General features: G+C 71.3%; 23 protein-coding genes. 8 read left to right on the top strand and 15 right to left on the bottom strand.

The genetic code is table 11. From position 1 onward, the window contains the following. Positions 1-140 precede the first annotated feature (140 nt). Positions 141-1,073: an alpha/beta fold hydrolase gene (locus tag FHU34_RS29640; RefSeq protein ID WP_145785942.1), complete on the top strand. Its 933-nt coding sequence runs from the start codon at positions 141-143 to the stop codon at positions 1,071-1,073. Positions 1,074-1,077: 4 nt separating this feature from the next. On the opposite strand, the gene FHU34_RS29635 is transcribed toward FHU34_RS29640, so the two are convergent. Next, the gene (locus FHU34_RS29635; protein WP_145785941.1) at positions 1,078-1,443 is read right to left on the bottom strand and encodes a hypothetical protein; all 366 of its coding nucleotides are present in this window, start codon (positions 1,441-1,443) and stop codon (positions 1,078-1,080) included. Then, positions 1,440-4,268, bottom strand: a complete 2,829-nt coding sequence (locus FHU34_RS29630) for an SseB family protein (RefSeq protein WP_145785940.1) — start codon at positions 4,266-4,268, stop codon at positions 1,440-1,442. Before FHU34_RS29630 ends, FHU34_RS29635 begins: the two co-directional genes overlap by 4 nt. A 152-nt stretch (positions 4,269-4,420) precedes the next feature. Here FHU34_RS29630 and mycP point away from each other — a divergent pair, with 152 nt between their 5' ends. Continuing rightward, positions 4,421-5,644, top strand: coding sequence for a type VII secretion-associated serine protease mycosin (mycP, locus tag FHU34_RS29625; RefSeq protein ID WP_145785939.1), 1,224 nt, complete (start codon positions 4,421-4,423; stop codon positions 5,642-5,644). 112 nt (positions 5,645-5,756) lie between these two features. Here the strand turns inward: mycP and FHU34_RS29620 are convergent, their stop codons facing one another. Further along, positions 5,757-6,050, bottom strand: a complete 294-nt coding sequence (locus tag FHU34_RS29620; RefSeq protein ID WP_145785938.1) for a WXG100 family type VII secretion target — start codon at positions 6,048-6,050, stop codon at positions 5,757-5,759. A gap of 22 nt (positions 6,051-6,072) precedes the next feature. Beyond that, positions 6,073-6,393: a WXG100 family type VII secretion target gene (locus FHU34_RS29615; RefSeq protein WP_088986744.1), complete on the bottom strand. Its 321-nt coding sequence runs from the start codon at positions 6,391-6,393 to the stop codon at positions 6,073-6,075. Between the two features lie 282 nt (positions 6,394-6,675). Between FHU34_RS29615 and eccE the strand changes: the two genes are divergently transcribed. The 4 genes from eccE (at position 6,676) to rarD (ending at position 10,543) form a co-directional block, all read left to right on the top strand. Beyond that, on the top strand, positions 6,676-8,559 hold the full coding sequence (eccE, locus tag FHU34_RS29610) for a type VII secretion protein EccE (RefSeq protein WP_208745220.1): 1,884 nt from the start codon (positions 6,676-6,678) through the stop codon (positions 8,557-8,559). 61 nt (positions 8,560-8,620) lie between these two features. Beyond that, complete coding sequence (locus FHU34_RS29605) at positions 8,621-9,007, top strand: phage holin family protein (RefSeq protein WP_145785937.1); 387 nt, start codon at positions 8,621-8,623, stop codon at positions 9,005-9,007. A gap of 106 nt (positions 9,008-9,113) precedes the next feature. Beyond that, positions 9,114-9,611: a GNAT family N-acetyltransferase gene (locus tag FHU34_RS29600; protein ID WP_145785936.1), complete on the top strand. Its 498-nt coding sequence runs from the start codon at positions 9,114-9,116 to the stop codon at positions 9,609-9,611. Then, positions 9,608-10,543: an EamA family transporter RarD gene (gene rarD / locus FHU34_RS29595; RefSeq protein WP_145785935.1), complete on the top strand. Its 936-nt coding sequence runs from the start codon at positions 9,608-9,610 to the stop codon at positions 10,541-10,543. The genes FHU34_RS29600 and rarD overlap by 4 nt, the downstream gene beginning before the upstream one ends. A 64-nt stretch (positions 10,544-10,607) precedes the next feature. Here rarD and FHU34_RS29590 read toward each other — a convergent pair whose 3' ends face one another. Together FHU34_RS29590 and FHU34_RS29585 are read right to left on the bottom strand one after the other, a co-directional pair. Next, positions 10,608-11,318 carry an anti-sigma factor family protein gene (locus tag FHU34_RS29590; RefSeq protein WP_145785934.1) on the bottom strand — a complete coding sequence of 237 codons (711 nt, stop codon included), beginning with the start codon at positions 11,316-11,318 and terminating at the stop codon, positions 10,608-10,610. After that, positions 11,315-11,830 carry a sigma-70 family RNA polymerase sigma factor gene (locus tag FHU34_RS29585; RefSeq protein WP_088986748.1) on the bottom strand — a complete coding sequence of 172 codons (516 nt, stop codon included), beginning with the start codon at positions 11,828-11,830 and terminating at the stop codon, positions 11,315-11,317. The genes FHU34_RS29590 and FHU34_RS29585 overlap by 4 nt, the downstream gene beginning before the upstream one ends. Before the next feature lie 214 nt (positions 11,831-12,044). Here FHU34_RS29585 and FHU34_RS29580 point away from each other — a divergent pair, with 214 nt between their 5' ends. Further along, the gene (locus FHU34_RS29580; RefSeq protein ID WP_145785933.1) at positions 12,045-14,171 is read left to right on the top strand and encodes a PhoX family protein; all 2,127 of its coding nucleotides are present in this window, start codon (positions 12,045-12,047) and stop codon (positions 14,169-14,171) included. Positions 14,172-14,249: 78 nt separating this feature from the next. Here the strand turns inward: FHU34_RS29580 and FHU34_RS29575 are convergent, their stop codons facing one another. Then, positions 14,250-15,032, bottom strand: coding sequence for an IclR family transcriptional regulator (locus FHU34_RS29575; protein ID WP_145785932.1), 783 nt, complete (start codon positions 15,030-15,032; stop codon positions 14,250-14,252). A gap of 154 nt (positions 15,033-15,186) precedes the next feature. Here FHU34_RS29575 and FHU34_RS29570 point away from each other — a divergent pair, with 154 nt between their 5' ends. Next, entirely contained in the window at positions 15,187-16,416 is a 1,230-nt protein-coding gene (locus tag FHU34_RS29570) for an MFS transporter (RefSeq protein WP_145785931.1), read from the top strand. Here the strand turns inward: FHU34_RS29570 and FHU34_RS29565 are convergent. From FHU34_RS29565 to nuoH, 8 genes are all read right to left on the bottom strand, one after another. Then, positions 16,392-17,477 carry a polyprenyl synthetase family protein gene (locus FHU34_RS29565; RefSeq protein WP_145785930.1) on the bottom strand — a complete coding sequence of 362 codons (1,086 nt, stop codon included), beginning with the start codon at positions 17,475-17,477 and terminating at the stop codon, positions 16,392-16,394. The genes FHU34_RS29570 and FHU34_RS29565 overlap by 25 nt on opposite strands. A 90-nt stretch (positions 17,478-17,567) precedes the next feature. Next, positions 17,568-19,121 carry an NADH-quinone oxidoreductase subunit NuoN gene (gene nuoN, locus FHU34_RS29560; RefSeq protein WP_145785929.1) on the bottom strand — a complete coding sequence of 518 codons (1,554 nt, stop codon included), beginning with the start codon at positions 19,119-19,121 and terminating at the stop codon, positions 17,568-17,570. Beyond that, complete coding sequence (locus tag FHU34_RS29555; protein ID WP_145785928.1) at positions 19,118-20,650, bottom strand: NADH-quinone oxidoreductase subunit M; 1,533 nt, start codon at positions 20,648-20,650, stop codon at positions 19,118-19,120. Before FHU34_RS29555 ends, nuoN begins: the two co-directional genes overlap by 4 nt. A gap of 64 nt (positions 20,651-20,714) precedes the next feature. Then, complete coding sequence (gene nuoL / locus FHU34_RS29550) at positions 20,715-22,643, bottom strand: NADH-quinone oxidoreductase subunit L (protein ID WP_145785927.1); 1,929 nt, start codon at positions 22,641-22,643, stop codon at positions 20,715-20,717. Positions 22,644-22,654: 11 nt separating this feature from the next. Then, complete coding sequence (gene nuoK / locus FHU34_RS29545; protein WP_145785926.1) at positions 22,655-22,972, bottom strand: NADH-quinone oxidoreductase subunit NuoK; 318 nt, start codon at positions 22,970-22,972, stop codon at positions 22,655-22,657. A gap of 58 nt (positions 22,973-23,030) precedes the next feature. Continuing rightward, positions 23,031-23,801 (bottom strand): NADH-quinone oxidoreductase subunit J, encoded by a 771-nt coding sequence (locus FHU34_RS29540; protein ID WP_145785925.1) that lies wholly within the window; start codon positions 23,799-23,801, stop codon positions 23,031-23,033. After that, complete coding sequence (nuoI, locus tag FHU34_RS29535; protein ID WP_088986758.1) at positions 23,798-24,439, bottom strand: NADH-quinone oxidoreductase subunit NuoI; 642 nt, start codon at positions 24,437-24,439, stop codon at positions 23,798-23,800. Before nuoI ends, FHU34_RS29540 begins: the two co-directional genes overlap by 4 nt. Before the next feature lies 1 nt (position 24,440). Continuing rightward, positions 24,441-25,790 carry an NADH-quinone oxidoreductase subunit NuoH gene (gene nuoH, locus FHU34_RS29530; RefSeq protein ID WP_425280591.1) on the bottom strand — a complete coding sequence of 450 codons (1,350 nt, stop codon included), beginning with the start codon at positions 25,788-25,790 and terminating at the stop codon, positions 24,441-24,443. Positions 25,791-25,799 lie beyond the last annotated feature (9 nt).

Genomic DNA, 25,799 nt, shown 5'->3' with positions numbered 1-25,799 from the left:
CGCCCGGGCAGGCCACCTGCCCGGGCGTCGCCCTTTGTCCGGCCGAGGCCCCTGGCACCGCTCCGGGTCAACCCGGGCTTTCCCCTGTTCAAAGCGACCACCGGGGTCGTCGGCGGTAGCCGGGTCCTAGGCTGTCTGCCATGACCGACCAGCGCGGCGGAGCCGTCGACGAGTCCTGTGTCCTCACCGAAGGGCCGTGGACGCACCGCTTCGTCGGCGCCAACGGCACCCGATTCCACGTGGTCGAGGCCGGCACCGGGCCGATGGTGCTCTTCCTGCACGGCTTCCCGGAGCACTGGTGGGCATGGCACCAGATGCTGCCGGCCGTCGCCGACGCCGGGTTCCGGGCGGTCGCCGTCGACCTGCGCGGTTACGGTGCCAGCGACAAACCACCCCGGGGGTACGACGGCTACACCCTCGCCGCCGACATCGCCGGACTGATCCGTGCACTCGGCGAACGGTCGGCGACGATCGTCGGCAGTGGCCTCGGCGGCATGGTGGCCTGGACGGTGGCCTCGTTCCACCCGTCGCTGGTCCGTCGGCTCGTGGTGCTGGGTGCGCCGCACCCGCTGCGACTGCGCGCCGCCATCTTCGCCGACCCGCGTGGGCAGTTCGCCGCGTCCACACCGGCGTTGAAGTTCCAGCTGCCCCGATACGAACACGTGCTGACCCGGGACGGCGCGGCGGGCGTCGCGGAGATCCTGCGCCGCTGGGGCGGGCCGCGCTGGGTGGCGGGGCCGGAATTCGCGGAGTACGCCGAGCGGTGCCGGGAGGCGATGCGCATCCCGCAGGCCGCGTTCTGCGCCCTGGAGGGCTATCGGTGGGCGTTCCGTTCGCTGTTGCGGCTGCACGGCTACCGGTTCGTCCGCCTGATGCAGAAGCCGCTGTCCACCCCGACCCTGCAACTGCACGGTGCGCTGGATGTCGCCTCGCTGCCGCGTACCGCCCTGGGCTCCGGCCGCTACGTCGTCGCGCCCTACGAGTGGCGGCTGCTCGACGGGGTGGGGCACTTCCCGCATCTGGAAACGCCCGATCTGGTGCTCGGCGAGATCCTGCGGTGGGCCAAGAGCTGACCGGTCAGACCCGCTGCTCCCGTAGGTCGGTGACCTCGGCGGCCGGCGCCCACCCCTGGTAGACGCCGAAGTCGAAGACCTCCAGCCGCATCGCCTCCGCCACCGGCCAGCGACCACCCGTGTATTCCACCCGCAGCCAGGCGTCGTGCTCGCCGAGCACGATGAACGGCTGCCCCTGCCAGGTGCACGTGGTCCGGACGTACGCCAGGTCCTCGATCTCACTCGCCGGCAGCACCCGGACGTACCGGCCCGCGCGGACCTCGTCGAAGCCCTCGCCCGGCTCCGGCTGGTAGAGGCGGATGTTGTCACCGTCCGGGCTGGCCTGGTATTCCCGGCCCTGCCAACGGGCCACGTAACCGTCGCGCTTCACGCCTCACCGACCCGTCGCCAGACCACCGTGTCGGTGTCGAGTTCCGCCACCACCCGCTCGGTGCCGTCCGCGCCGATCCGCCACAGCTGCGCGCCGTGCGGGAGGCGTGCGCTGTCCACCTTGAACTCCGCCACCACGTCGCTGCTCTCGCCCGGGGCGAAACCGTTGCCCCGGAACGGGGGACGCTCGATGACCCAGCCCTCCATGGCTCGCATCGCCGGCTCGTTCTGACCGCCGTACGGGATCCGGTAGAGGCTCGGCCGGTGCGCCGGCCAGCGCAGTACGTAAATCTCCTCGGCGTCCCGGGAGAACGGCGAGCCGGGGTAGCTGAGGCCGAGCGCGTCGTGCACCTGCGCAGGCGTGGTCAGGTGCGCCAACTCACCGGCCCGGTGCACGAAGCCGGAGACCCGGTCGTACCCCCGGTCGAGGTAGTAGGCGAGCTGAGAGGGCGCGATCGCCTTCTGCATGACAGTCGGTCGCGTCGGGTCGACCGCCGCCGGGGCGTACCGGGGGCGGGTAGTGGGCTCCGCCGCGACCGGGGCTTCTTCCGGATCGACCTCCAGGTCGTCACCGAGCCCCACCTCGGCGGCCCAGTTGGCCAACGCGACGATCTGCTCCCCGGGCAGCTTGGCACCGACAGGGGTGCCCGGGTTGACAGCGAACGACCAGTCCTCGTCCGGCCAACGCCGGATCAGTTGGGCGAACTTCACCCGGACCGTGTCGACGTCACCCTCGAAGTGGTCGGCGAGACGCTCCGGGGACGTGTAGACCACCACGTACGTCTCGCCGTCGAGTTGCGCCGTACGCCAGACGAAGCCCGCATCCCCGGGGCGGCTTCCGCGCAGCGACTCCGGTGCCGCCGGCAGCAGGACCCGGGCCAGCAGCAGGGTGGACAGGAACGTGTCGGTGCTGCCGGAGCCGGCGGCGCCGAGCAGGTCCTCCTCGACCGTGTTGGCCGGGTCGAAGTCGGCCGCCGCCGGATCGTCGGCCGGCGGGCCCTGCCCATCGCCGTCTCCGGTGCGGCTCTCGCCACCGACGGGCAGATCGGTGCTCGGCACGCCGACCGACGAGCTGCCGAGGTCGGACGGACCGCCACCGAGCGGGCTGTCGACGCGGTCGGCTGTGGTCTCCGTCGGAACTGTGGGACGCGCAACGGACGGGCTCGACACCGGCTGAGTCGGGCTGAACGACGACGGGCCGAACATGCTCGGCTCGGAGGACGCCGAGCCGAACGGCGGCGGGGCGGCGTCGGCAGGGTTGCGGGGCCATTGGGCGGCGTGGGCCGGACCGCTGGTCTCGACCGGGGCGGTGAGATCGCGGGACTCGATGATCGTGCCCTCGATGACGATGGGCGTGAAGCCGCGGCGCGGCGCAGGCGGGCCGGACACCGGCTCGGCAGCCGACGTCGACAACTCCTCCACAGGCGGGTACGGGCTCGGCCGGTCGCGGAAAATCGCCTGGGTCTCCTCCGCCGGAGGGCTGGGCCGCTCCGACCCCCGGGTCAGCGGCGGCTCGCCGGTCATCCGGAAGGCGCGGGTGGGCTCCTCGGCCAGCAGGTCGGGCCGGCGCGGAGGCAGCGGCTGGGTGACCTCCTCGGCGGGTGCCGGTGCGCGTACCTCTCGGGGTGCGCCGAGGTCGGCCACCGGCTGCCGGAATGGCCGGGTGGCATCCGGATCGCCCATCGGGAAGGCCCGGGTGGCGGTCTCGTCGGCCGGAGCGTCGGCCGGGCGGCGGCGTGGGAAGGGTTGACTGCCGCGCCCGAATCGCGTCGGCGGGGCAGCCCGGTCACCTGGACGGCCTCCGCTCGTGCTCGGGTCGGGTCCGCGATCCCGGGTGGTGCTGGGTTCGAAGAAGGAGCGACGGGCGGCGGCCTGCGGCCCACCGTTGCCGTTACCCCCGAGCGGACCATCGTCGCCCGGCCGGTCCGCCGCGGGCCAGCCCGCGCCGGGCCTCGGCTGGTCGGCACCGGCGTGGTCGGCGGGCGTCAACGGTGCGAACCGGGACGGCCGACCGGTACGGGGCAGGGCGCTCGGTCGGGGCGGCTCGGTCGGTGGGCGCTGACCGGCGGGCAGGTCCTCCGCGCCGCTTCGGCGCGACGGCTCGGCGGGGGTGGGCGTGCGGGACGCCGGGCCCGGCACCGAGGGGGCACCCACCCGGGCCTGCGCGTCCCACGCGGGCCCGCGAGGAGGAACCGGGGCAGGCGGGACCGGGGCGAGCGGAACGGGGGGAGGCGGAACCGGGGCAGGGGGAACGGGGGCGGGCGGAACCGGCGGCGGAGTCGAAGCGAGCACTGTCGCGTCCGAGCCGAACGACGACGCACCAGTCGCCGACTGTCGACCAGCGGCCGGCGTCGCGTCCCGACCGGAAGGCCCGGTCCGGGTGCGCGCGAGGGTCTCCGCCCGTTCCAGGCGGGCGCGGGCACCCATGGCACGGCCGGGCAGACGAACGTCGCCCCGAGAGAGTTGAGCAACAAACCAGGCCGGCAGGTAACCCTCGACCGGCAGGCCAGGGTTGACGGCCAGCCACCACTCCTGATTGGGCCAGCCGACCGCGAGGTCCGCGAAGGGGACGCGCCGGTTGCTGCCCGGATGCTCACCGAGGCATGCCCGCAGTGCGGCGGCGGAGGTGAAGGCCAGGACGTGCGTCCGACCGCCGGTGGTCCAGGTGCCCCAGCCAGCGGGTGGTTGGCCGGGTTGCGTCGGGGCGGAGACCGGCAACAGCAGGTCGGTGCGGGACAGAAGCCGGAAGTAGAGCTCCTGGTCGTTGGCGTGCAGCGCGTCGCGCATCGCCACCTCGGCCTCCGTGGCCGGCTCCCATTCGGTCACGGCCACCTCCCCTTCCGAGAACAGGCCACAGGTATCGCGTACAACCTACAAGGTGGTATCAAGATCACAATGGCTGGCCGTCGGCGGTCTGCCGGGGCGTGGGTGAGGCGATAACATCCCGTCCCGGAGCCGACACGATACGGAGGCCGTCGATGTCTCGATCGATCACGCGCCCGGTCGTCGCAGGTCTGGCAGCCGGCCTCCTGACCGTACCGGCACTCCCGACCGTCGCCGCCACCTCCGGGCTGCGCGTGGTGCCGGCCTGCACGACCTCCCTCACCACGGCCCGGCCGGTCACCGCCGCACCCTGGCCACAGCGGCGGTACGACCCGACCCGGCTGGCGCCCCTGGCCACCGGCGCCGGAGTGACCGTGGCGGTGGTCGACTCCGGGGTGGATCGGGCGCACCCCCAACTGGCCGAGCGGGTGCTGACCGGCACCGACCTGCTCGACCTCGGCGGGGACGGCAGTCGGGACTGCGCCGGGCACGGCACCGGTGTGGCGAGCATCATCGCGGCGGCACCCCGCCCCGGAGTCGCCTTCCACGGCCTCGCACCTGATGCCCGGATCCTGCCGGTGCGGGTGAGTGAACAGCAGGTGGTGCAGGGTCGGGAGTCGGGGCGTACGGTCACCGCCGACGAGTTCGCCCGGGCGATCCGCTGGGCCGTCGACCACGACGCCGACGTGATCAACCTGTCCGTGGTGTTGTACGCGGACGACCCGGAGGTGCGCTCGGCGGTGCGGTACGCGGTCGACCGGGACGTGGTGCTGGTGGCCGCCGCCGGCAACCTGCACGACAGTGGCGACCCGCAACCCTTCCCCGCCGGCTACGACGGGGTGATCGGCGTGGGGGCGATCGGGGCGGACGGGGTGCGGGCCACCTTCTCCCAGACCGGCCCGTACGTCGACCTGGTGGCGCCCGGCAGCGAGGTGCTGACCGCCGCACCCGGCGCCGGCCACCACCAGGTCGAGGGCACCAGTTACGCGGCGCCCTTCGTGGCCGCCACCGCCGCGCTGCTGCGCGGGTATCGGCCGGAGCTGACCGCTGCCCAGGTGGCCGAGCGGATCATCGCCACCGCCGACCCGGCTCCGGGAGTCGGCCAGGGCGGCGGGTACGGCGCCGGTGTGCTGAACCCTTACCGGGCGGTCACCGAGACCGGCGGCAGCCGTGCGGCCGGCCCGCGGCAGGTCACCGCGCTCGCCGACGACCGAGCCGACCCGGCGACGCTCGCCCGCCAGGCCCGGCGGGAGTCGGCACGGGACCGGGCCCTGCTGGTGGGCGTGGTGGTCGGCATGACGGCGGCCACCGTGGTGCTGCTCGCCCTGGTGCTGCCCCGCGGCGCCCGTCGACGCTGGCGTCCGGCCGGCGAGGCCTGACCCGGTCATCCCAGCGCCCGCACCCGGCTCGGTCAGCTCACTGCCCTGGCCGCTGCGGCGCAGCGGCCGGGGCACCGACCTGGACATGGTCAGCGCTCCCGGCTCACCGCGCTCACTGGAACAGCCCGGTGTTCTTCTTCTCGGTGTCCAGATAGTCGGAGGCGGAGTCGCCCACCGCCACCTTGATGTCCCGCAGCATCGCCTGGAGGTCCTGCGAGGCGGACCGCCACCGCGACTGCCGCTGCTCGTAGGCCTGGCGGGCCTCGCCCGTCCAGCTCGCCACCAGCGGAGCGGCGTCGCGTTCGAGTTGACCGAGCTGCGAGTCGAGCCTGTTCAACGCTTTCTGGATGTCCGCGCCGGCCTGCTGAAGCGCGGCGAAGTTGACGACCAGCACACCTTGGTCCATCGGATTTCCTCCCCGGGCGGGATCAGAGCGGCAGTTGGATGCCGCCGCGGTTGGTGCCGGCTACCCGGCTGGCGGCCTCGTCGTCGGAGACGTCGTACTGCCGGCCGGCGGTGCGGATCGCGCCGGCGGTCTCCCGCAGCGCCCGGTGCAGCGCCGCCTGGTCCTGGGACCACTGCTGCTTGACCTGCTCGAACGATCGACCACCGGCGCCACGCCAGGCCTGCTGCAACACCTCCAACTCGGCCAGCAGGCCGGTCAGCATGGATTGCAACGACTGGTCCACCTGCTCGAACTTCGCGGCTGTCTGCTGCATCACCGCGGCTTCTGCCTGCGTCTGGGACACCCGGACGTCACCTCGTCTCTCCGCTCGCACCTGGCTCTCGACGCGCCCACTCTGGGGGCGCGTCGGCCGCTCGGCCCGGCCGTCGAGCACTGAGACACGGGTCAGCGACGAACTTCGTGGCTGACGGTAGCGACCTCGTAGCAGTTCTGCTACCCCCTGCGGCTCCCCTGTGGACAACTACGGCAGCCATCGGTCACTTACGATGTGCTGCAGCCACGTCGCGGCGCGTGACGGCCGGTCGGCCGCCGGCCCGACACGGTCCCCACAGGTCGAGGAGGCGCCGTGCCGGCGATCACCACCGGAGGACCGCACCGGGCGACACCGGCCCGGTCCGGGCCGACGACCGTGCCACCGACGGTCGACCCGCCCACCGACCGCGGGCCGAGCCTCGCCGATCAGCAGGCACCACCTCGCCGGTCGCCGTTCGCGCGGGGCACCGATGTCCGAGTGCGGGCCGGTCAACTGGTCACCGCGCAGGTCGCGGCGGCGCTCGTTCTCACCGCCCTTGGCCGACCGGCACCGGTCACCGCGGCGGCGACGCTCGTCGCCGTGCTGCTGGTGGCGGTGGCCGTGGTCCGGATCCGGGGCCGGTGGCTCTTCGAGTGGCTGGGCACGGCCGCCGAGCACCTGACCCGTCGCCGGGAGTTGCCCGGGCCGGCCGGCGCGGCCGAGCTGCTCGAACTGGTCGCTCCGGGCACCGTCGTCCAGTCCACCGAGCTGACCGGTGGGCCTGCGGCGGTGCTGGAGGACACCGTGGGCATGGTGGTGCTGCTGGAGCTCGGCGACCCCGGCGACCTGATCGGCGACGCGTCCCGGGCCGTCCCCGCGCCGTCCGCGTTGCTGCCACCGGCCGGGCCGGATGTTCCCCCGCTGCGGGTCCAACTGCTGCTCACCGGGGCGCCGGCACCGGTGCCGGCGGCGGCCGGCACGGTCGGCACGTCGTACCGGCAGCTCACCGACGGGCGGCTCGCCGGTCGGGAACGGGCGGTGGTGGCGGTGCGGGTGCTGCGGGTGGACGGCTGGACCGGAGAGGATCTGCGCCGGGTGCTCGCCGGCACGGTACGCCGGATCGTCCGCCGGCTCGGGCCGCTGACCGCACGGCCGCTGGGCGTGCCCGCGGCGCTGCGCGTGCTGGGCGAGTTGGCCCACCACGACGGGCATCCGGTACGGGAGTCCTGGCTCGCGCTTCGGTCCGGCACCCTGCACCAGGCCACCTTCCGGCTGGCCCGCTGGCCCGACGGCGCAGGTGGACGGCGACTGGTGCCCCGGCTGCTCGCGCTACCGGTGACAGCGACGACCGTGTCGATCTCCACAGGCCCGACCCCGGCCGCTTCCGCCCTCGGTGTGCCGACCGAGCTGACCGTACGCCTGGCCGCCGGCACGGCGACCGAGCTGGCCGCAGCAGCCGAGGCGTTGACGCGCCTGGTGGCCGACCTGGGAGGGGAGCTGCGGCGGCTCGACGGCGCGCACCTGAGCGGGCTCGGCGCGACACTGCCGTTGGCGCTGACGACCAACGAAACGCCTGCCCGCCCCCCGTTGGACGACTGGGAGCTCACAGTGGGCGACGCGGGAATGATGGTGGGCACGAACCGGCACGGCGGAGCCGTCACCGTACGACTGTTCCGGCCGGAGAGCACAAGGGTGTTGCTGGTCGGCGGGGTGCGCGCGGCCCAGTTGGTGGCCCTGCGCGCCCTGGCCCTCGGTGCGCTGGTGGTGGTGCAGACGTCCCGGCCGCGCGCCTGGGAACCGTTCGTCCGGGGTGTGGGTGCGCCGGGCGGGACGATCCCGTTGATCCCGCCCGGTCGACCGGTGGCCGAGGGGGTGGGCAGCGCGCTGCGCCCGTTGTTGCTGGTCGTCGACGCGGGGCCGGTGCTGGCCGACGCCGAGCCGCGCCCGCCGTGGCGGGCCACACTGGTGGTACGCGACGAGTTGACTCCGGCGGACGTGGACACGTTGAGCCGCGCCGACCTGGCGTTGCTGCAACCGCTGAACGCCGCCGAGGCCGCCCTGGCCGACACCGCGCTGGGGCTCGGTGGGTCGGCCGAGTGGTTGACCCGGATCCGGGACGACATGGTGGCCGTGGTCAATCGCAGGGCGCTGCGCTGGGCGCTGCTCTCCCCCACTCCGATCGAGTCGCAACTGATCGGGCGACCGGCGCGCGGTTGATCCAGCGGGATGGTCAACTGCCGGGTTACGTAGGTGCGTGGTCCGTGGCACGATCCCCGCCATGGGTTTTCTGAAGGGTCTGCTGATTCGGCTGGCCAGCACAGCGCTGGCTTTCTGGCTGGCCACACTCCTCATTCCAGGCATCTCTCTGGAGTCGACCTCGGCTGTCGAGACGGTGACCACGCTGCTCCTGGTGGCGGTGATCTTCGGCGTGGTCAACGCGGTTCTCCAGCCGATCATCAAGACGGTCGGCTGCGGCTTCTACCTGCTGACCCTGGGTCTCATCGCGCTGGTGGTGAACGGGCTGCTGTTCCTGCTCACCAGTTGGATCGCCGACCAGGCCGGGCTGCCGTTCGATGTGGACGGTTTCTGGCCGGCCGCCGTTCTCGGCGCCCTCTTCGTGAGCATCGTGACCTGGATCCTGGGCGCCGTCCTCGACCGGGACTGACCACCGACCAGATCGGCCCGCCCTGGTTTCCCGCCGGGGCGGGCCGCTGACCACCTTTCGGGAATTGGCCGCCGTGGGTGCCCACCTCGGCGGTTAGCGTCACGTGGTGTTCTCACTGACCCGCGCCGACGGCCACCTGATCAGCACCGACCCCGCCCGGCTCGATCTGGAGCTGGTGCACCACTGGTTGTCGACAGACGCGTACTGGGCACTCGGGCGGGACCGGGCCGTCACCGACCGGGCGTTCGCCGGCTCGCTGCCGTTCGGCGTCTACCGGCCCGAGGACGGCCGCCAGGTGGCGGTGGCCCGGGTGGTCACCGACGGCGCCACCTTCGCCTGGCTCTGCGACGTGTACGTCGACAGGGCCACCCGGGGTCGCGGGCTGGGTGGGTGGTTGGTCGGAGCAGCCCGTGACCACCTGGCCGAGCTGGGCGTACTCCGGATCCTGTTGATCACGAACGACGCACACCAGGTGTACGCGAGGGAGGGCTTCACGCCGTTGGACGTCCCGGAGCGGTGGATGATCCTCGACCGCCGTCCGCCGGTGACCCCGGTCACCGGAAAGGAACAAAGCGGCGGTACGCCCCTTACGGTGGAGGCGTGACGCCTCTCCGCCTGGGATACCTCTACGGCCTCGGCGCGTACCTGCTCTGGGGTTTCTTCCCGCTCTACCTCAAGCTGCTGCGGCCCGCCGGCCCGCTGGAGATCCTGGCCCACCGGGTCGTCTGGTCGGTGGTGTTCGTGGCGCTGCTGCTGGGCGCGCTGCGCAATGTCGGCTTCCTGCGGGCGCTGCTGCGCCGCCCCTGGGCGATGGCCGGAATGGTCGCCGCCGCCGCGCTGATCGCTGTCAACTGGGGCACCTACATCTACGGGGTCAACTCCGGTCGGGTGGTGGAGACCGCGCTGGGCTACTTCATCAACCCGCTGGTCGTGGTGCTGCTCGGTGTGACGGTGCTGCGGGAGCGGCTACGCCCGGCGCAGTGGGTGGCGCTGGGGATCGGCGCGTCGGCGGTCGTGGTGCTCACCGTCGACTACGGCCGGCTGCCCTGGCTGGCGTTGACCCTGGCGTTCAGCTTCGCCGGCTACGGGCTGGTCAAGAAGCGGCTGGGGCTGCCACCGGCGGAAGGACTCTTCGTCGAGTCCGCGGTGCTGGCGCTGCCGGCGCTGGGTTACCTCGCCTGGCTGACCGCGAGGGCCGACTCGACCTTCGGGCACGTCTCGGCCGGGCACACCGCGCTGCTGGTGTTGGCAGGAGCGGCCACGGCGATCCCGCTGCTGATGTTCGCCGGGGCGGCCAACCGGCTGCCGCTGAGCAGCCTCGGCATGGTCCAGTACCTGGCGCCGATCCTGCAGCTCGGCTGCGGTGTGCTGATCTTCCACGAGCCGATGCCGCCGGCCCGCCTCGCCGGCTTCGGGCTGGTCTGGCTGGCCCTGATCGTCTTCACCACCGACGCTGTCCGGACCTCCCGCAGAACCCGGTCCCGCCAACCCGAACCCTCCGTCGATCATGGAGTGGTGGTGCCCGCCCGGCCCTAGTTCGGGCGATTTGGCACCCACCACAACTCCATGATCGACGCGGCCGGGCCGGGGGCCGGCGGGACTACGGGACGGCGTAGGTGAGCAGGGGGGTGCCGTCGGCTTTCTGCAGCTCCACGCTGGCCAGCTCGGCGTCGGTGAACCTCGTGTTGCCGGTGAAGCTGAGGTCGTCACCGGGGGCCGCGAGCCAGGAGCCGATCTGCTCGGTGGCGCCGTTCGGGCCGTGCGCCACCAGCCGGAACGGGTACGCCTTGCCGTAGCTCGTCCGCGCGTCGTACCCGCACCGCATGGTCACCCGTGTGCCCCACTTGGTGCCGACCAGACCGATGTCGGCGTGCACCGGCCCGGCGGCGGCCACCGGCCGCATCGCGACCATCGACACCTGTGGGCCAGGAGTGCCCTGCGCCTTCGGCGGCGGGGTGACCGGTCGGGGCAGCACCACTGCCGTACCGACACCCACGACCAGGGCCAGCCCGGCGGCGGCCAGGGTGGTCAGCGCGTACCGTCGCCGGTCCGCGGAGCGTTGCCGACGCCGGCGACGCCGGGCCTCGTCGAGCAGCGCGGGCACCCGGGGCGGGGCCGGCGGGGGCAGGATCTGCTCCAGTCCCGCCGGGTCGAGGCGCCCGAGCAGCCCGGGCAGCACGGCGATCTCGGCGACCGACTCCCGGCAGGAGGCGCAGCCGGACAGGTGCCGTTCGTACGCCGCCCGTTCGGCGGGGGCCAGGGCACCCAGCACGTACGCGCCGTCGTCGTACGCGAACTCGCACCGGGTCATCCCGTCACCCCCATCTCGGCCAGGACCAAACGTAGAGACCGCAACGCGTAGTGGGTGCGGGACTTCACGGTCCCCGGCGGTACGCCCAGGCGGGACGCCGCCTCGGCCACCGACCGCCCCTGGTAGAAGCATTCGACGAGCACTTCCCGGTGGGTCGGGCTGAGTCGGTTCAGCGCCTCGGCGACGGTCCACGCCTCCACCGCCCGCTCCGCCTCGTCGATCACCTCCGGCGGCTCGGGAAGGTCGTCGGTGAACACCTCGCCCACCCGGGTGGACCGTCGCCGCCAGGCGTCGATGGCCAGGTTGCGGGCAGTGGTGAACAGCCACGACCGCACCGAGCCGCGTTTCGGGTCGAGGGACTCCGGGTGTCGCCAGGCCCGCAGCAGCGTTTCCTGCACCAGGTCCTCGGCGCGCTGCCGGTCCCCGTTGACCAGCCGCAGGGCATGGGCGTACAGCGCCTCCGCGTGCTCGTCGTGCAGCGCGCGCAGCAGTTGGGCGTCGTGGTCGCTGATGGCGGTCTCCTCGCTTCCTGCGCGCGTCCGGCGGTGCGTCCGCCCGTGAATACGTGCGGTCACGCCGAACGGTTCAGCCCGAGGTCAGGCGGTTGCCGCCCGGAGAGGTGTTCATGCCTGGTTCACATCGCGGCCGACGAGCGCTCACCACGTCCTCCTAGCGTCCGGCGGGTACGCCGCCTGTCGTGCCACCGACTCCCTGGAGGCTTCCCCCATGAGCGACCGCCCCCGGCTGCTCCCCCTGTTGACCGGCAACCGCCATGGCACCCGTGACGCCATGACCTGTCTGTACCGGTGCGGAAACGCCTGCGACCACCCGGTCCCGAACACCTCCGACAACGCGTACTTCGGTGACGTGGTGAACGCGGAGGTCTCGCGGCGCGGCGTGGTCCGGGCCGGCGCTGTCGGCGCCCTGGTTCTCGGGTTCGGCGGCGCGGCGGCCGGCGCGCTCGCCGGCGCGGCGCCCGCCCTGGCTGCCCCCACCACCCCGGACGTCCCGGAAGCCTTCGGCTTCGGCCGTCCCAGCACCGGTGTCGGCAACGGCGCGCTGACCTTCAAGCCGATCCCGCCGAACAAGCTGGACACCCTCGTCGTGCCGAACGGCTACGACCACGCTGTCGTGATCAAGTGGGGTGACCCGGTGCTGCCGGGCGCGCCCGAGTTCAACCTGCACCACCAGACGGCCGCGGCGCAGTCCAAGCAGTTCGGTTACAACAACGACTTCGTAGGCGTGCTGCCGCTGGACAAGCAGGGCAAGCGGGCGCTGCTCGTGGTCAACCACGAGTACACCAACGAGGATCTGATGTTCCCGGGCTTCCCCGGCCTGGACGGGCTCTCCGTGGAGCAGTTGCGCACCGCCATGGCCGCGCACGGCATGTCGGTGGTGGAGTTGGAGCGGGTCGCGGGCACCGGGCAGTGGAAGCCGGTCGGCAAGGGCCCCCGCGCGTACAACCGGCGGGTCACCGCGTTGAGCACCAAGTTCGACCTGACCGGGCCGGCCGCCGGCTCCGCCTGGCTGAAGACCGCCGCCGACCCCAAGGGTCGTACTGTCGTCGGCACCCTGAACAACTGCGCCGGCGGCGTGACCCCGTGGGGCACCGTGCTCTCCGGTGAGGAGAACTTCAACCAGTACTTCGTGGGCGCCGACGCCGCCCCGGCCGAGCTGAAGCCGAAGCTGGACCGCTACGGCATCAGCACCGCCAGCCGCTACCCCAGCGGCAGTCGCAAGTGGGAGCGCGCCGACGAGCGCTTCGACCTGGCGAAGCACCCCAACGAGGCGCACCGGTTCGGCTGGATCGTCGAGATCGACCCGTTCGACCCGGAGAGCCGCCCGCGCAAGCACACCGCGATGGGCCGGTTCAAGCACGAGGGCGCGAACGTGATCGTCGCCAAGGACGGCCACGTGGTCGCGTACATGGGTGACGACGAGCGGTTCGACTACCTCTACAAGTTCGTCTCGGACCAGAAGTTCATGAAGGGCAACTCCTGGGCTGCGCGCAAGCACAACCTGACCCTGCTGGAGTCCGGCACGCTCTACGTGGCGCAGCTCGACCAGACCAGCGCGGCCGAGATCGACGGCTCGGGCAAGCTGCCCACCGACGGCGCGTTCAACGGCCGGGGTCGCTGGATCAAGCTGGTCAGCGGCAACCGGTCGTTCGTCGACGGGATGACCGCAGCGGACGTGCTCACCTTCACCCGGCTCGCCGGTGACAAGGTCGGCGCGACCAAGATGGACCGGCCCGAGGACGTCGAGCCGAGCCTGCTCACCGGCAAGGTGTACGTGGCGCTGACCAACAACACCAACCGTGGGGTCGGCAGCAACCCGAAGCCGGACGAGGCCAACCCGCGCAACGCCAACAAGCACGGGCAGATCCTGGAGTTGGTGGAGGACCGCGGCGACAACACCTCGGAGACCTTCGCCTGGTCGTTGCCGATCGTCTGTGGCGACCCGGCCGACGCGTCGACGTTCTTCGCGGGGTACGACAAGACCAAGGTCTCCCCGATCTCCTGCCCGGACAACGTCGCCTTCGACGCCACCGGCAACCTGTGGATCTCCACCGACGGCAACGCTCTGGGCAGCAACGACGGCCTGTTCGCCACGGCCGTCGAGGGTCCGGAGCGGGGGCACCTGAAGCAGTTCCTGACCGTGCCGCTCGGCGCGGAGACCTGCGGTCCGTTCATCACCGGTGACAACCGTTCGGTGTTCGTCGCGGTGCAGCACCCCGGTGAGATCACCGGTGCCTCGGTGGAGAACCCGGCCTCGAACTGGCCGGACGGCGACTACGCCAAGCCGGGCGTGGTGGTCACCTGGCGCCTGGACGGCGGCCCGGTCGGCAGCTGACGTTGCTCAGGCGGTCCGGGGCTGGACCGCCCCCGGAGGCCCTCTCCCAGCCGGGGAGAGGGCCTCTGGCGTTGCGGGTCAGTTGTCGGACGCGATGCCGTCGGCGACGCTGCGGGCCACGGTGAGCAGCTTGGCGCGGACCACCCGGGCGGAGGTCATCATCTCGCTGGCCGGCAACGCGCACGCCAGCACGACGCGGCGTTCCATGTCCTTGTCAGGCGCGACGAGCACCGCCGCGCAGGCCACCCCCTGGCGGAACTGCCCCATCTCCAGCTGCATGCCGCGCCGGTCGCCGGCGGCCAGGTCGGCCTCGAACGTCTCGGTGGTGGTCAGCGTGGCGGTGGTGAACGGGCGCATGCCGTACTCGCGCAGGTAGCGGTGGCGCTGGTCGACGCTGAGGGTGGCGAGCAGTGCCTTGCCGAGGGCTGTCGCGTGCGCCCCCTCGTCGAAGCCGGGGACCAGGTCCTCCAGGTAGGGCGAGCGGTGCCCCTCGGCGACCGCTGTGAGGGCCACCTGACCGCCGACGAAGCGGCCGAGGTAGTGGCTGTAGCCGGTGTCCAGGGCGGCCCGCCGCAGGGTCTCACCGACCGCTGGCGGGCCCCGGAACGCGGTTACCAGCTCCCGGTACCGGTCGGCCACCTCCAACCCCACGATGTACGTGCCGTCCTCGCGACGGATCACGTAGCCCTCGTAGGCGAGTGTGCGGACCAGGTGGTAGGTGGTGGCCACGGTCAGCTCGCACCGTCGGGCGATCTGCTTGACGGTCAGGCCCTTGGGGGCGCGACCGACCGACTCCAGCACCCGCAGTGCTCGGGACACACTGCGGATCAGGTCCGAAGGTTCTGCCAAGGGGTCGCGCACAACCACCTCCGCCGCCGGGGACTTACACCATATGAAAAACAGGCCCGGTGCGAAATGCCTGTTCGGGTCGAGGATGCCAGATCACCATCCACAGCTCGTGGCCCGACCGTCACGGCGAGTGGTCTGAGACGGATTCACGTAGGTTTGCCGGACGATGACCAACAACGCCATCACCCACGAGCCGACCGCCGCCCGATCCCACCCGATCCGGGCCAGCGCCGGCGCAGTCGCCACCACAGTGGCCTGCGTACTGCCCGTGTTCCTGCTCGGTGGTCTCGCTGTGCAGATGGGCAGCGACCTCGACTTCTCCCCGGCTGGCCTCGGTCTGGCCGTATCCGTCTACTTCGGCGTCAGCGCGCTGGCGTCGGTGCCCTCCGGCCGCCTGGTGGAGCGGTACGGCCCGGCCCGGGTGGCCCGCTGCGGCATCGTGCTGGCCGCCGTGTCGATGCTGGCCGTGGCGGCACTCGCCCGGTCGTACCCGGTGCTGGTCGGGTTGCTGGCCCTCAGCGCCGCCGCGAACGCCCTCGGCCAGCTGGCCAGCAACACGGCGCTGGCCCAGCACGTGCCGGCTCGACGGCAGGGGCTGTCGTTCGGTGTGAAGCAGGCCGCCATCCCGATCTCGACCCTGCTGGCCGGCGCGGCGGTGCCCGTCATCGCGCTCACGGTCGGCTGGCGGTGGGCGTTCGTGGCGGCGGCGGTGGCCGCGATGACGACGCTGCCCGCCGTACCCCGGGAAATACCCGGTCCGCCGCGAAGGGCCGGCGCGACGCGCGCCGGCCGCGCGACGGCGGCGCTGGTGGTTGTCGGCGCGGCAGCGACGTTGGCAGCGGTGGCAGCCAACGCGCTGGGCACCTTCCTGGTGGACTCCGCCGCAGCCCGGGGCATGTCGCCGGGCCTGGCCGGCCTGACGCTGACGTTGGGCAGCGCGGTCTGCGTCGCGGCCCGGGTGGGTGCCGGCTGGCTGGCCGATCGCCGCGCCACCGGCCACGTCGCCCTCATCGCCGCGATGCTCGTCGTCGGCGCGGTCGGGCTGGGCCTACTGGCGCTGACCGGCCCGGTGCCGCTGGTGGTCGGCGTGGTGTTCGGCTTCGGTCTGGGTTGGGCGTGGCCCGGCCTGATGACCTTCGCGGTGGTCCGGCTCCACCCACAGTCACCGGCCGCCGCCACCTCGATCACCCAGACCGGGGTGTACGCGGGCGGTTGTCTCGGCCCGCTGAGTCTGGGCCCGCTCGCCGCCCACCTCGGTTACCCGGCCATGTGGACCACCGCAGCGGCGTCCATGCTGCTGGCAGCCGTCCTCATGCTCGGCGGCGGCCGCCTGCTGGGCCGTGCCGCCGCCGCTGGGAGCCGGGGCGAAGGTCAGCTGGTGCGGTCGGCGATGTAGTCGCAGAGCGATTCGAGCGCGTGCCGCGACGGGCCCTCCGGAAGGGGGGCCAGGCGGGCGCGGGCGTCCTCGGCGTAACTGCGCACGGTCTCCCGGGCGCGCTTGAGCGCCGGGCTCTCCCGGAGCAGCCCCAACGCCTCGGCGTGCAGCGCGTCGTCGGTCAGCGGGCCGGTCGCGAGGATCTCCCGCAGACGCACCGAGGCGGCGTCCGAGTCGTCCGACGCGCGCGCGTAGAGCACCGGCAGCGTCGGGACACCCTCGCGCAGGTCCGTGCCGGGCGTCTTGCCCGACTGCACCGACTCGGAGGCGATGTCGAGCAGGTCGTCGGTGAGCTGGAAGGCGACGCCGATCGTCTCGCCGTAACCAGCGAGGGCCTCCACGTGCTCCGGGGCGGCGCCACCGAACATGCCGCCGAACCGGATCGACGTGGCGATCAGCGAACCCGTCTTGTCGGCGATCACGTTCAGGTAGTGGGTCACCGGGTCGTCGTCCGCGCGCGGCCCCACGGTCTCCGCGATCTGGCCGTGCACCAGCCGGGCGAAGGTGCGCGCCTGCAACCGGACCGCCTCCGGGCCCAGGTCGGCGGCGATGTCCGCCGCGCGGGCGAAGAGGTAGTCACCGACCAGGATGGCGAGCGAGTTGGTCCAACGGGAGTTCGCGCTCGCCGCGCCCCGGCGGACGACAGCCTCGTCCATCACGTCGTCGTGGTAGAGGGTGGCCAGGTGGGTGAGCTCCATCACCACGGCGGCCGGGACCACCTGCGGACCGGTGGGGTCACCGAACTGTGCGCCGAGCGCCACCAGAAGCGGTCGGAACCGCTTCCCACCTGCCTCGAGAAGGTGCCGGGCGGCCTCGGTGACGAACGGGTCCGCGCTGGACACACTGGCCCGCAACTCGACCTCGACCGTGTCCAGAACCGCCAGCACCGACGCCTCGACCCGCGGATCGGCAAGGTTGAGGCCGATCGCGCCGAACTGACTCGTGCTCGCCCGACCCCGCCGACCGCCGGAGCCGGAGGCACCTGAACGCTCACCCGCCGGATTCACCACGCTATCAACCATGCCACACCCGTTCGACCTGCTCCGGCCCGGGGATACGCACCGGGGGCCGGCACGTGAACACGCGCCGACCCCCGGTGATCGATCTTTCCGTCATCGAACGAATTCGGCGGCTCCCGTGGCCAGATCGAGCAGCGGCGCCGGCGCGACACCCAGCACCAGAGTGGCCAGCACACCGATCATCAGCGCTGCGGCGGTGAGCCCGCCGGGCACCGTGACGGTCGGGGTGGACTCACCCGGCTCGGAGAGCCACATCATCACCACGACCCGCAGGTACGGGAACGCCAGCACCATGCTGGTCAGCACACCGGCGATCACCAGCCAGGCCTGACCACCGTCGAGCGCCGGCCCGAAGATGGCGAACTTGCTGGTGAAACCGCTGGTCAGTGGGATACCGGCGAAGGCCAGCAGGATGAAGGTGAACAGCGCGGCGAAGAACGGCGACCGCCGACCCAACCCGGCCCAGCGGGACAGGTGGGTCGCCTCCCCGTCGGAGTCCCGCACCAGGGTCACCACAGCGAACGCGGCCAGCACCGAGAAGCCGTACGCGACCAGGTAGAACATCGTGCCGGAGAGCCCGTCGCGGCTCGGCGCCAGCACACCGACCAGCAGGTAGCCGGCGTTGGCGATCGAGGAGTACGCGAGCAGCCTCTTGATGTCGGTCTGGGTGACCGCGAGTACCGCGCCGACCAGCATGGTCAGCACCGCCACCGCGCCGAGGACCGGGGTGAAGTCCCAGCTGGCGTCCGCGAACGCGACGTGGAAGACCCGCAGCAGGGCACCGAACGCGGCGACCTTGGTGCAGGCCGCCATGAAGCCGGTGACCGGGGTCGGCGCACCCTGGTAGACGTCCGGGGTCCAGACGTGGAACGGTGCCGCCGCCGCCTTGAAGAGCAGGCCGATCGAGAGCAACGCCATGCCGGCGAAGAGAAGCACCGGGCTGGCCGGGGACTCGCCCACCGCCGCGTCGATCGTGGCGAAGTCGACGCCGGCCGACCGGCCCGGGACGCCGGACGTGAAGCCGTAGATCAGCGCCACCCCGAACAAGAAGAACGCGGAGGCGTACGCGCCGAGCAGGAAGTACTTCATCGCCGCCTCCTGGCTCAGCAGCCGCCGGCGACGGGCCAGCGCGCAGAGCAGGTAGAGCGGCAGGGAGAAGACCTCCAGCGCGATGAACATGGTCAGCAGGTCGTTCGCCGCCACGAAGATCAGCATGCCGCCGATCGCGAACGTGGTCAGCGGGTAGACCTCGGTGAGGCCGTTGCGCCCCTCGGCCTGCCGCCGGTCGTCGGCCGACTCGGCGGTCACCGCGGCCTGGGCGACGAACGCCCCGCCCCGCTCGACCGAGCGGTCACCGATCAGCAGCAGCGCCATCGCGGCCAGCACCAGGATCGCGCCCTGCAGGAACAGCGTCGGTCCGTCGATCGCGAGGGCCCGGCCGGCGGTGATGATCCGCTCGTCGGCGTTGAAGACCACCATGGTCAGCGCCGCGAGCACGGCCAGCAGCGCCACCGTCAGCTGCACCACGTGCCGCCAGCGCCGGGGCACGAGAGCCTCGACCAGCACGCCGAGCAACGCGGTGCCCAGCATGATCAGGATCGGGGAGAGCGCCGCGTAGTCGATCGACGGCAGTTTCAACTCGGTCACTTTGCCGCCTCCTGGACGGTGCCGACCGACGGGGCCGGGTCGGTTCTGCCGATGTCGTCCATGGTCGCCTGGACGGCCGGGTTGATCACGTCAGTGACCGGCTTGGGGAAGAAGCCGAGCAGCACGATCAGTGCGATCAGTGGGGCGACCACGACCTTCTCGCGCAGGTTGAGGTCCCGGCGCATTCCATCCACCTCGGTCAGCGCCGGGTTGAGGGTGCCCTGGGTGGTGCGCTGCACCATCCACAGCACGTACGCGGCGGCCAGGATGATGCCGAGCGTGGCGATGATCGCGACCGGCTTGTTCACCGTGAAGGTGCCGATCAGCACCAGGAACTCGGAGATGAACGGCGCCGTGCCCGGCAGCGCGAGCGAGGCGAGACCGGCGAAGAAGAGCACCCCGGCGAGCACCGGGACCAGCTTGCCGGCACCACCGAAGTCGCTGATCAACGCCGAACCACGCCGGGAGATCAGCATGCCCACCACCAGGAACAGCAGGCCGGTGGCCAACCCGTGGTTGAGCATGTAGAGCACCGCGCCGGTGCCGGCCTGGGTGGTGAAGGCGAAGATGCCCACGCCGATGAAGCCGAAGTGCGCGATCGAGGTGTACGACACCAGCCGCTTGAGGTCGTTCTGGCCGACCGCCAGCAGCGCGGCGTAGACGATGCCGATCACGCCCAGCGCCAGCGCCCACGGCGCGAACCACTTCGACGCCTCCGGGAAGAGCGGGAGGCAGTAGCGCAGGATGCCGAACGTGCCGACCTTGTCCAGCACACCGACGAGCAGCGCCGCGGCACCCGCAGGGGCCGCGCCACCGGCGTCCGGCAGCCAGGTGTGGAACGGGAAGAACGGCGCCTTGATCGCGAACGCGAGGAAGAAGCCGAGGAACAGCCACCGCTCGGTGCCGGTGCTGATGTCGACCTGCGACAGCGCCTGCCAGTCGAAGGTCTTGCCGCCGACCACCCACAGGCCGATCACGGCGGCCAGCATGAACAGACCGCCGACGAGCGAGTAGAGGAAGAACTTCACCGCCGCGTACTGCCGCTGGTGGCCGCCGTAGCTGCCGATGAGGAAGTACATCGGGACGAGCATGACCTCGAAGAACACGTAGAACAGGAAGACGTCGGCGGCCGCGAAGACACCGATCATCGTGCACTCGAGGACCAGCAGCAGCGCGAAGTAGACAGGCACCGACCGCTTCGACGACTCGGCGTCGTGCCAGGACGCCAGGATCACCAGCGGCACCAGCACCGCGATCAGCATCAGCATCACCAGCGCGATGCCGTCGGCCGCGAAGGTGAAGCTGACACCCCAGTTCGGGATCCACGAGTACGACTCGCGGAACTGGAAGCGGTCACCGCCGGTCTTGAAGCTGACCCACATCACCACCGAGAGCACCAGCACGAGCAGCGACCAGGCGAACGCCACCTGCTTGGCCAGCTCCGGCCGGTGGCGCGGCAGGAAGGCCACCACCAGGGCGCCCACCAGCGGCGCCACGGTGAGCACCGAGAGGAACGGGAAGTTGGACATTATGCGGCCTTACCTCCGTCGTCACTGCGTGGTCCGCCGGCGGGGGCGGCCGGAAAGAGGTCGATCACGCCAACCACCCGGCCTGCACCGCCAGGAACGCCGCCATCACCAGCAGCGCACCGGCCAGGATCGAGGTGGCGTACGAGCGGACGAAGCCGGTCTGCATCCGCCGGAGGCGACCCGAACCACCGCCGACCGCGGCGGCGAGCCCGTTGACGAGCCCGTCGATGCCCCGGTTGTCGAGGTATACCAGCGCCCGGGTGAGGAAGATGCCCGGCTTCTCGAAGACCGCCTCGTTGAAGGCGTCGGTGTAGAGGTTGCGCCGGGCGGCGGTGACCAGCACGCCGGCCGGCTGCGGCGCGGTGGCCGTACCGGCCCGGAACAGGAACCAGGCCAGGCCGGCGCCGAGCACGGTGACCAGCAGCGACAGGATCGTGATCACCGTGTGGGAGAGCACGCCGTGGGCCTCACCGGCGGCCTCCTCGCCGAGCACCGGCGACAGCCAGGAGGCGACCCCGTCGTTCCAGGCCATCAGGCCACCGGCCACCACCGAACCGGCAGCCAGCAGGATCAGCGGGATGGTCATCAGCTTGGGCGACTCGTGCGGGTGCTCGATGTCCTCGGTCCAGCGCTTCGGGCCGTGGAACGTGAGCACGAACAGCCGCGTCATGTAGAACGCGGTCAGCCCGGCGCCGAGCAGTGCCGCGCCGCCGAAGAGCCAGGCGGTCCAGTCCTCCCGCTCGAAGGCGCTCGCGATGATCGGCTCCTTGGAGAAGTAGCCGGAGAGCGGCGGGAGGCCGATGATGGCCAGCCAGCCCATCATGAAGGTCAACCAGGTGATCTTCATGTGCTTCGAGAGGCCACCGAAGCGGCGGATGTCGACCTGGTCCTTCATGCCGTGCATCACCGAGCCGGCGCCCAGGAACATGTTGGCCTTGAAGAAGCCGTGCGCCAGCAGGTGGATGATCGCCAGCGCGTACGCGCCACCGCCCAGGCCGACGCCGACGAACATGTAGCCGATCTGGCTCACCGTCGACCAGGCGAGCACCCGCTTGATGTCGTCCTTGGCCGCGCCGATGATGCAGCCGATCAGCAGGGTGAGCGCACCGACACTGACCACGACGACCTGGAGGGTCGAGTTCGCGGAGAAGATCGGGTTGGACCGGGCGATCAGGTAGACGCCCGCGGTGACCATGGTGGCCGCGTGGATGAGCGCCGACACCGGAGTCGGGCCCTCCATCGCGTCCGGCAACCAGGCCTGGAGCGGGAACTGGCCCGACTTGCCGGCCGCGCCGAGCAGCAGCAGCAGACCGAGGACCAGCACCGTCGCGCCGGTCAGCGAGCCGACACCGTTGAACACCTCGTCGTACTGGGTGGTGCCCAGGGTGGCGAACATGATGAAGATGCCGATGGCCAGGCCGGCGTCGCCGACCCGGTTCATCAGGAACGCCTTCTTACCGGCGGTGGCCGCGCTCGGCCGCTCGGTCCAGAAGGAGATCAGCAGGTACGACGCCAGGCCGACGCCCTCCCAGCCGAAGTACAGCATCACGTAGTTGTTGCCGAGCACCAGCAGCAGCATCGCCGCGACGAACAGGTTGAAGTACGCGAAGAACCGGCGACGGCCCGCGTCGTGCGCCATGTACTCCACCGCGTACAGGTGGATCAGGAAGCCCACCCCGGTGATCAGCAGCACGAAGACCGCGGCCAGCGGGTCGAACAGCAGGCCGAAGTCGACGCGCAGGTCACCGACAGCGATGAAGTCCCAGAGGCTCAGCTCGACCGACTTGTTCTCCAGGCCACGCAGCTGGAAGAAGAAGCTCAGGCCGAGCACGAACGCGGCGCCGATGGCGGCGACGCCCAACCAGTGCCCCCAGCGGTCGGCCCGGCGGCCGAGCAGCAGCAGGACGGCCGCGCTCAGCAGCGGGATCGCCACCAGCAGCCAGACGCCCCCGAGCAGCCCCGTGGTCTGGGCGTATTCCACAGTCTCTTCCACCGGTGGACCCCTCAGTACTTCAGCAGGTTGGCGTCGTCGACGCTCGCCGAGCGTCGCGTCCGGAAGATGGACATGATGATCGCGAGCCCGACCACGACCTCGGCCGCCGCCACCACCATCACGAAGAACGCCATGATCTGGCCGTTGAGGTCACCGTTGATCCGACTGAAGGTGACCAGCGTCAGGTTGGCCGCGTTGAGCATCAGCTCCACGCACATGAACAGCACGATCGCGTTGCGCCGGATCAGCACCCCGGCGGCGCCGATGGTGAACAGCACCGCGGCGAGGACGAGGTAGTAGTTCGGCTCGACCGAGAGAAAACTGCCCATTACCGGGCCTGCCTTTCGTTCGCGACTGCGGGGCTCCGCTTCGCTGCACTCCTCGCGCTCACCGGTCCGTCCCCTTCAGCGAGGTCTCCTCGGCGGTCAGCTCGCGCTGCGGAAGGATCGCCGGGGTGCTCCGGTCGGTCAGGCGGCCGTCGGGCAGCCGGGCCGGGGTGGCCACCGAGGAGGAGGTCGCGAAGACACCGGGACCGGGCTTCGGACCGGGGTAGTTGCCCGGGGCGAAGCGCGCCCGCATGGTCGACACCTGGTCGACCTTGTCCTGCTTACGCCGCTCCACGTGGGCCAGCACCATCGCGCCGACCGCCGCGGTGATCAGCAGCGCCGAGGTCAGCTCGAACGCGAAGACGTACTTGGTGAACAGCAGCCGGGCGATGCCCTGCACGTTGCCCTCGGCGTTGGCCTGGTCCAAGCCGACCGCGGTGGTCCTGTCCAGCGCCTGGTAGACGCCGGTGCCGACCAGGCCGGCGAAGCCCACACCGAGCACGATCGCGGCGACCCGCTGACCGCGTAGCGTCTCGATCAGCGAGTCCGTGGAGTCCCGACCGACGAGCATCAGGACGAACAGGAACAGCATCATGATCGCGCCGGTGTAGACGATGATCTGCACCATGCCGATGAACGGGCCGGCCTGGAGCACGTAGAACACGCCCAGACAGAGCATGGTCAGCACCAGCCACAGCGCCGAGTGCACGGCGTTGCGCGCGGCCACCATCCCGATCCCGCCGACCAGCGCGAGCGGGGCGAGGATCCAGAAGGTGACCGCCTCGCCGCCGGAGACCGAGCCCGCCGCGGCGAGCACCGTAGACGTGGTCATGCCTTCTCTCCCTTGCCGGCCGCCACGCGCTGGGCGGCCTGCTCGGCACCCGGGAACGTCACGCCGGGGTGTTCCTCGACCTGGTAGCGGCCGGGGCCCATCGGGGACGTCTCGGCACCGGCGGACGTGCCCGGGTTGTCCAGCGCGCCGACGTAGTAGTCCTTCTCGCTGTCACCAAGCCGCATCGGGTGCGGCGGCTGCTCCATGCCCTCGAGCAGCGGAGCGAGCAACTGCTCCTTGGTGAAGATGAGGTCCTGCCGGTTGTCCCGGGCCAGCTCGTACTCGTTGCTCATCGTCAGCGACCGGGTCGGGCAGGCCTCGATGCACAGCCCGCAGAAGATGCACCGGGCGTAGTTGATCTGGTAGATGCTGGCGTACCGCTCACCCGGCGAGAAGCGCTGCTCGTCGGTGTTGTCGCCACCCTCGACGTAGATGGCGTCCGCCGGGCAGGCCCAGGCGCACAGCTCGCAGCCGATGCACTTCTCCAGGCCGTCCGGGTGCCGGTTGAGGATGTGCCGCCCGTGGTAGCGCGGCGCCGACACCGGCGGCTTGAACGGGTAGTCGGTGGTGACGACCTTCCTGAACATGTGCGAGAAGGTGACACCGAATCCCTTGAACGTTCCGGTGATCGAGCCCACGTCACACCTCCCTGGAGTCCGAGCCGGCGACGATGTTGGCCGGCTCCCGCTCGGCGACCACGCGCGTGATACGCGGGCTCGGTGGTACCTGTAGATCCATCGGCGGCAGCGGGAAGCTGCCGTACGGCCGGTTGTCGACCTGTTCCTGGGTCGTCGGTTTCGGCTGCGGCTTGCGGCTGGGCCAGAAGAGCGTGGCGATCAGCAGGATGCCGGCCGGGATGCTGACGGCGATGACCTTGCCGCGCGTGTCCCAGTCCTCGATGGAGCGCAGGCCCGACAGGACCAGGATCCAGACCAGGTTGATCGGCAGCAGCACCTTCCACCCGAGGCGCATGAACTGGTCGTAGCGCAGCCGGGGCAGCGTGCCGCGCAGCCACACGAACACGAAGACCAGCGCGATCACCTTGCCGAAGAACCAGAGCATCGGCCACCAACCGGAGTTGGCGCCCTCCCAGAGGGTGATCGGCCAGGGTGCCCGCCAACCGCCGAGGAACAGCGTGGTGGTGACCGCGGACATGGTCACCATCGCGACGTACTCGCTGAGCATGAAGAGCGCGAACTTCAGCGAGCTGTATTCCGTCATGAAGCCGGCGACCAGCTCGGACTCGGCCTCAGGGAGGTCGAACGGCGCCCGGTTGGTCTCGCCGACCGTGGCGATGAAGAAGATGATGAAGCTGGGCAGTAGCAGGATCGCGTACCAGCCCGGTGCGGGGATCTCGGTGCCGAAGATGGTCAGCCGGGTGGCGTCGCCCTGGGCGGCGACGATCCCGCTGGTGCTCATCGTGCCGGCGGTCATGAAGACCGCCACGATGGAGAGCCCCATGGCGACCTCGTAGGAGATCATCTGGGCGCTCGACCGCAGACCACCGAGGAGCGGGTACGTCGAGCCGGAGGCCCAACCGCCCAGCACGATGCCGTAGACGCCCATCGACGAGCAGGCGAGCAGCAGCAGCACCGCCACCGGCACATCGGTGACCTGCAACGGCGTCTGGTGACCGAAGATGCTCACCATCGGGCCGAACGGGATCACCGACAGGGCGGTGACCGCGCAGATCACCGAGATCGTCGGAGCGAAGAAGTAGACGACCTTGTCGGCCGCCTTCGGGAGGATGTCCTCCTTGAAGGCCATCTTCAGACCGTCGGCGAGCGTCTGGAGCAGGCCGAACGGGCCGACCTGGTTGGGGCCGGGCCGCACCTGCATGTAGCCCACGACGCGCCGCTCGAACCAGACACCGAGCAGGGTCGCCAGCAGACCGAATGCGAACGCAAAGACGATCTTGCCGAGGACCAGCCACCACGGATCCCGGCCGAAGTCGGCCAGCGTCGGGTCCTGGGCGAGGAGGACTCTCACTGTGCCCAC

It is taken from the genome of Micromonospora taraxaci (assembly GCF_007830095.1).
Lineage (GTDB): Bacteria > Actinomycetota > Actinomycetes > Mycobacteriales > Micromonosporaceae > Micromonospora > Micromonospora taraxaci.
This window is presented reverse-complemented; position numbering and strand designations above follow the sequence as displayed.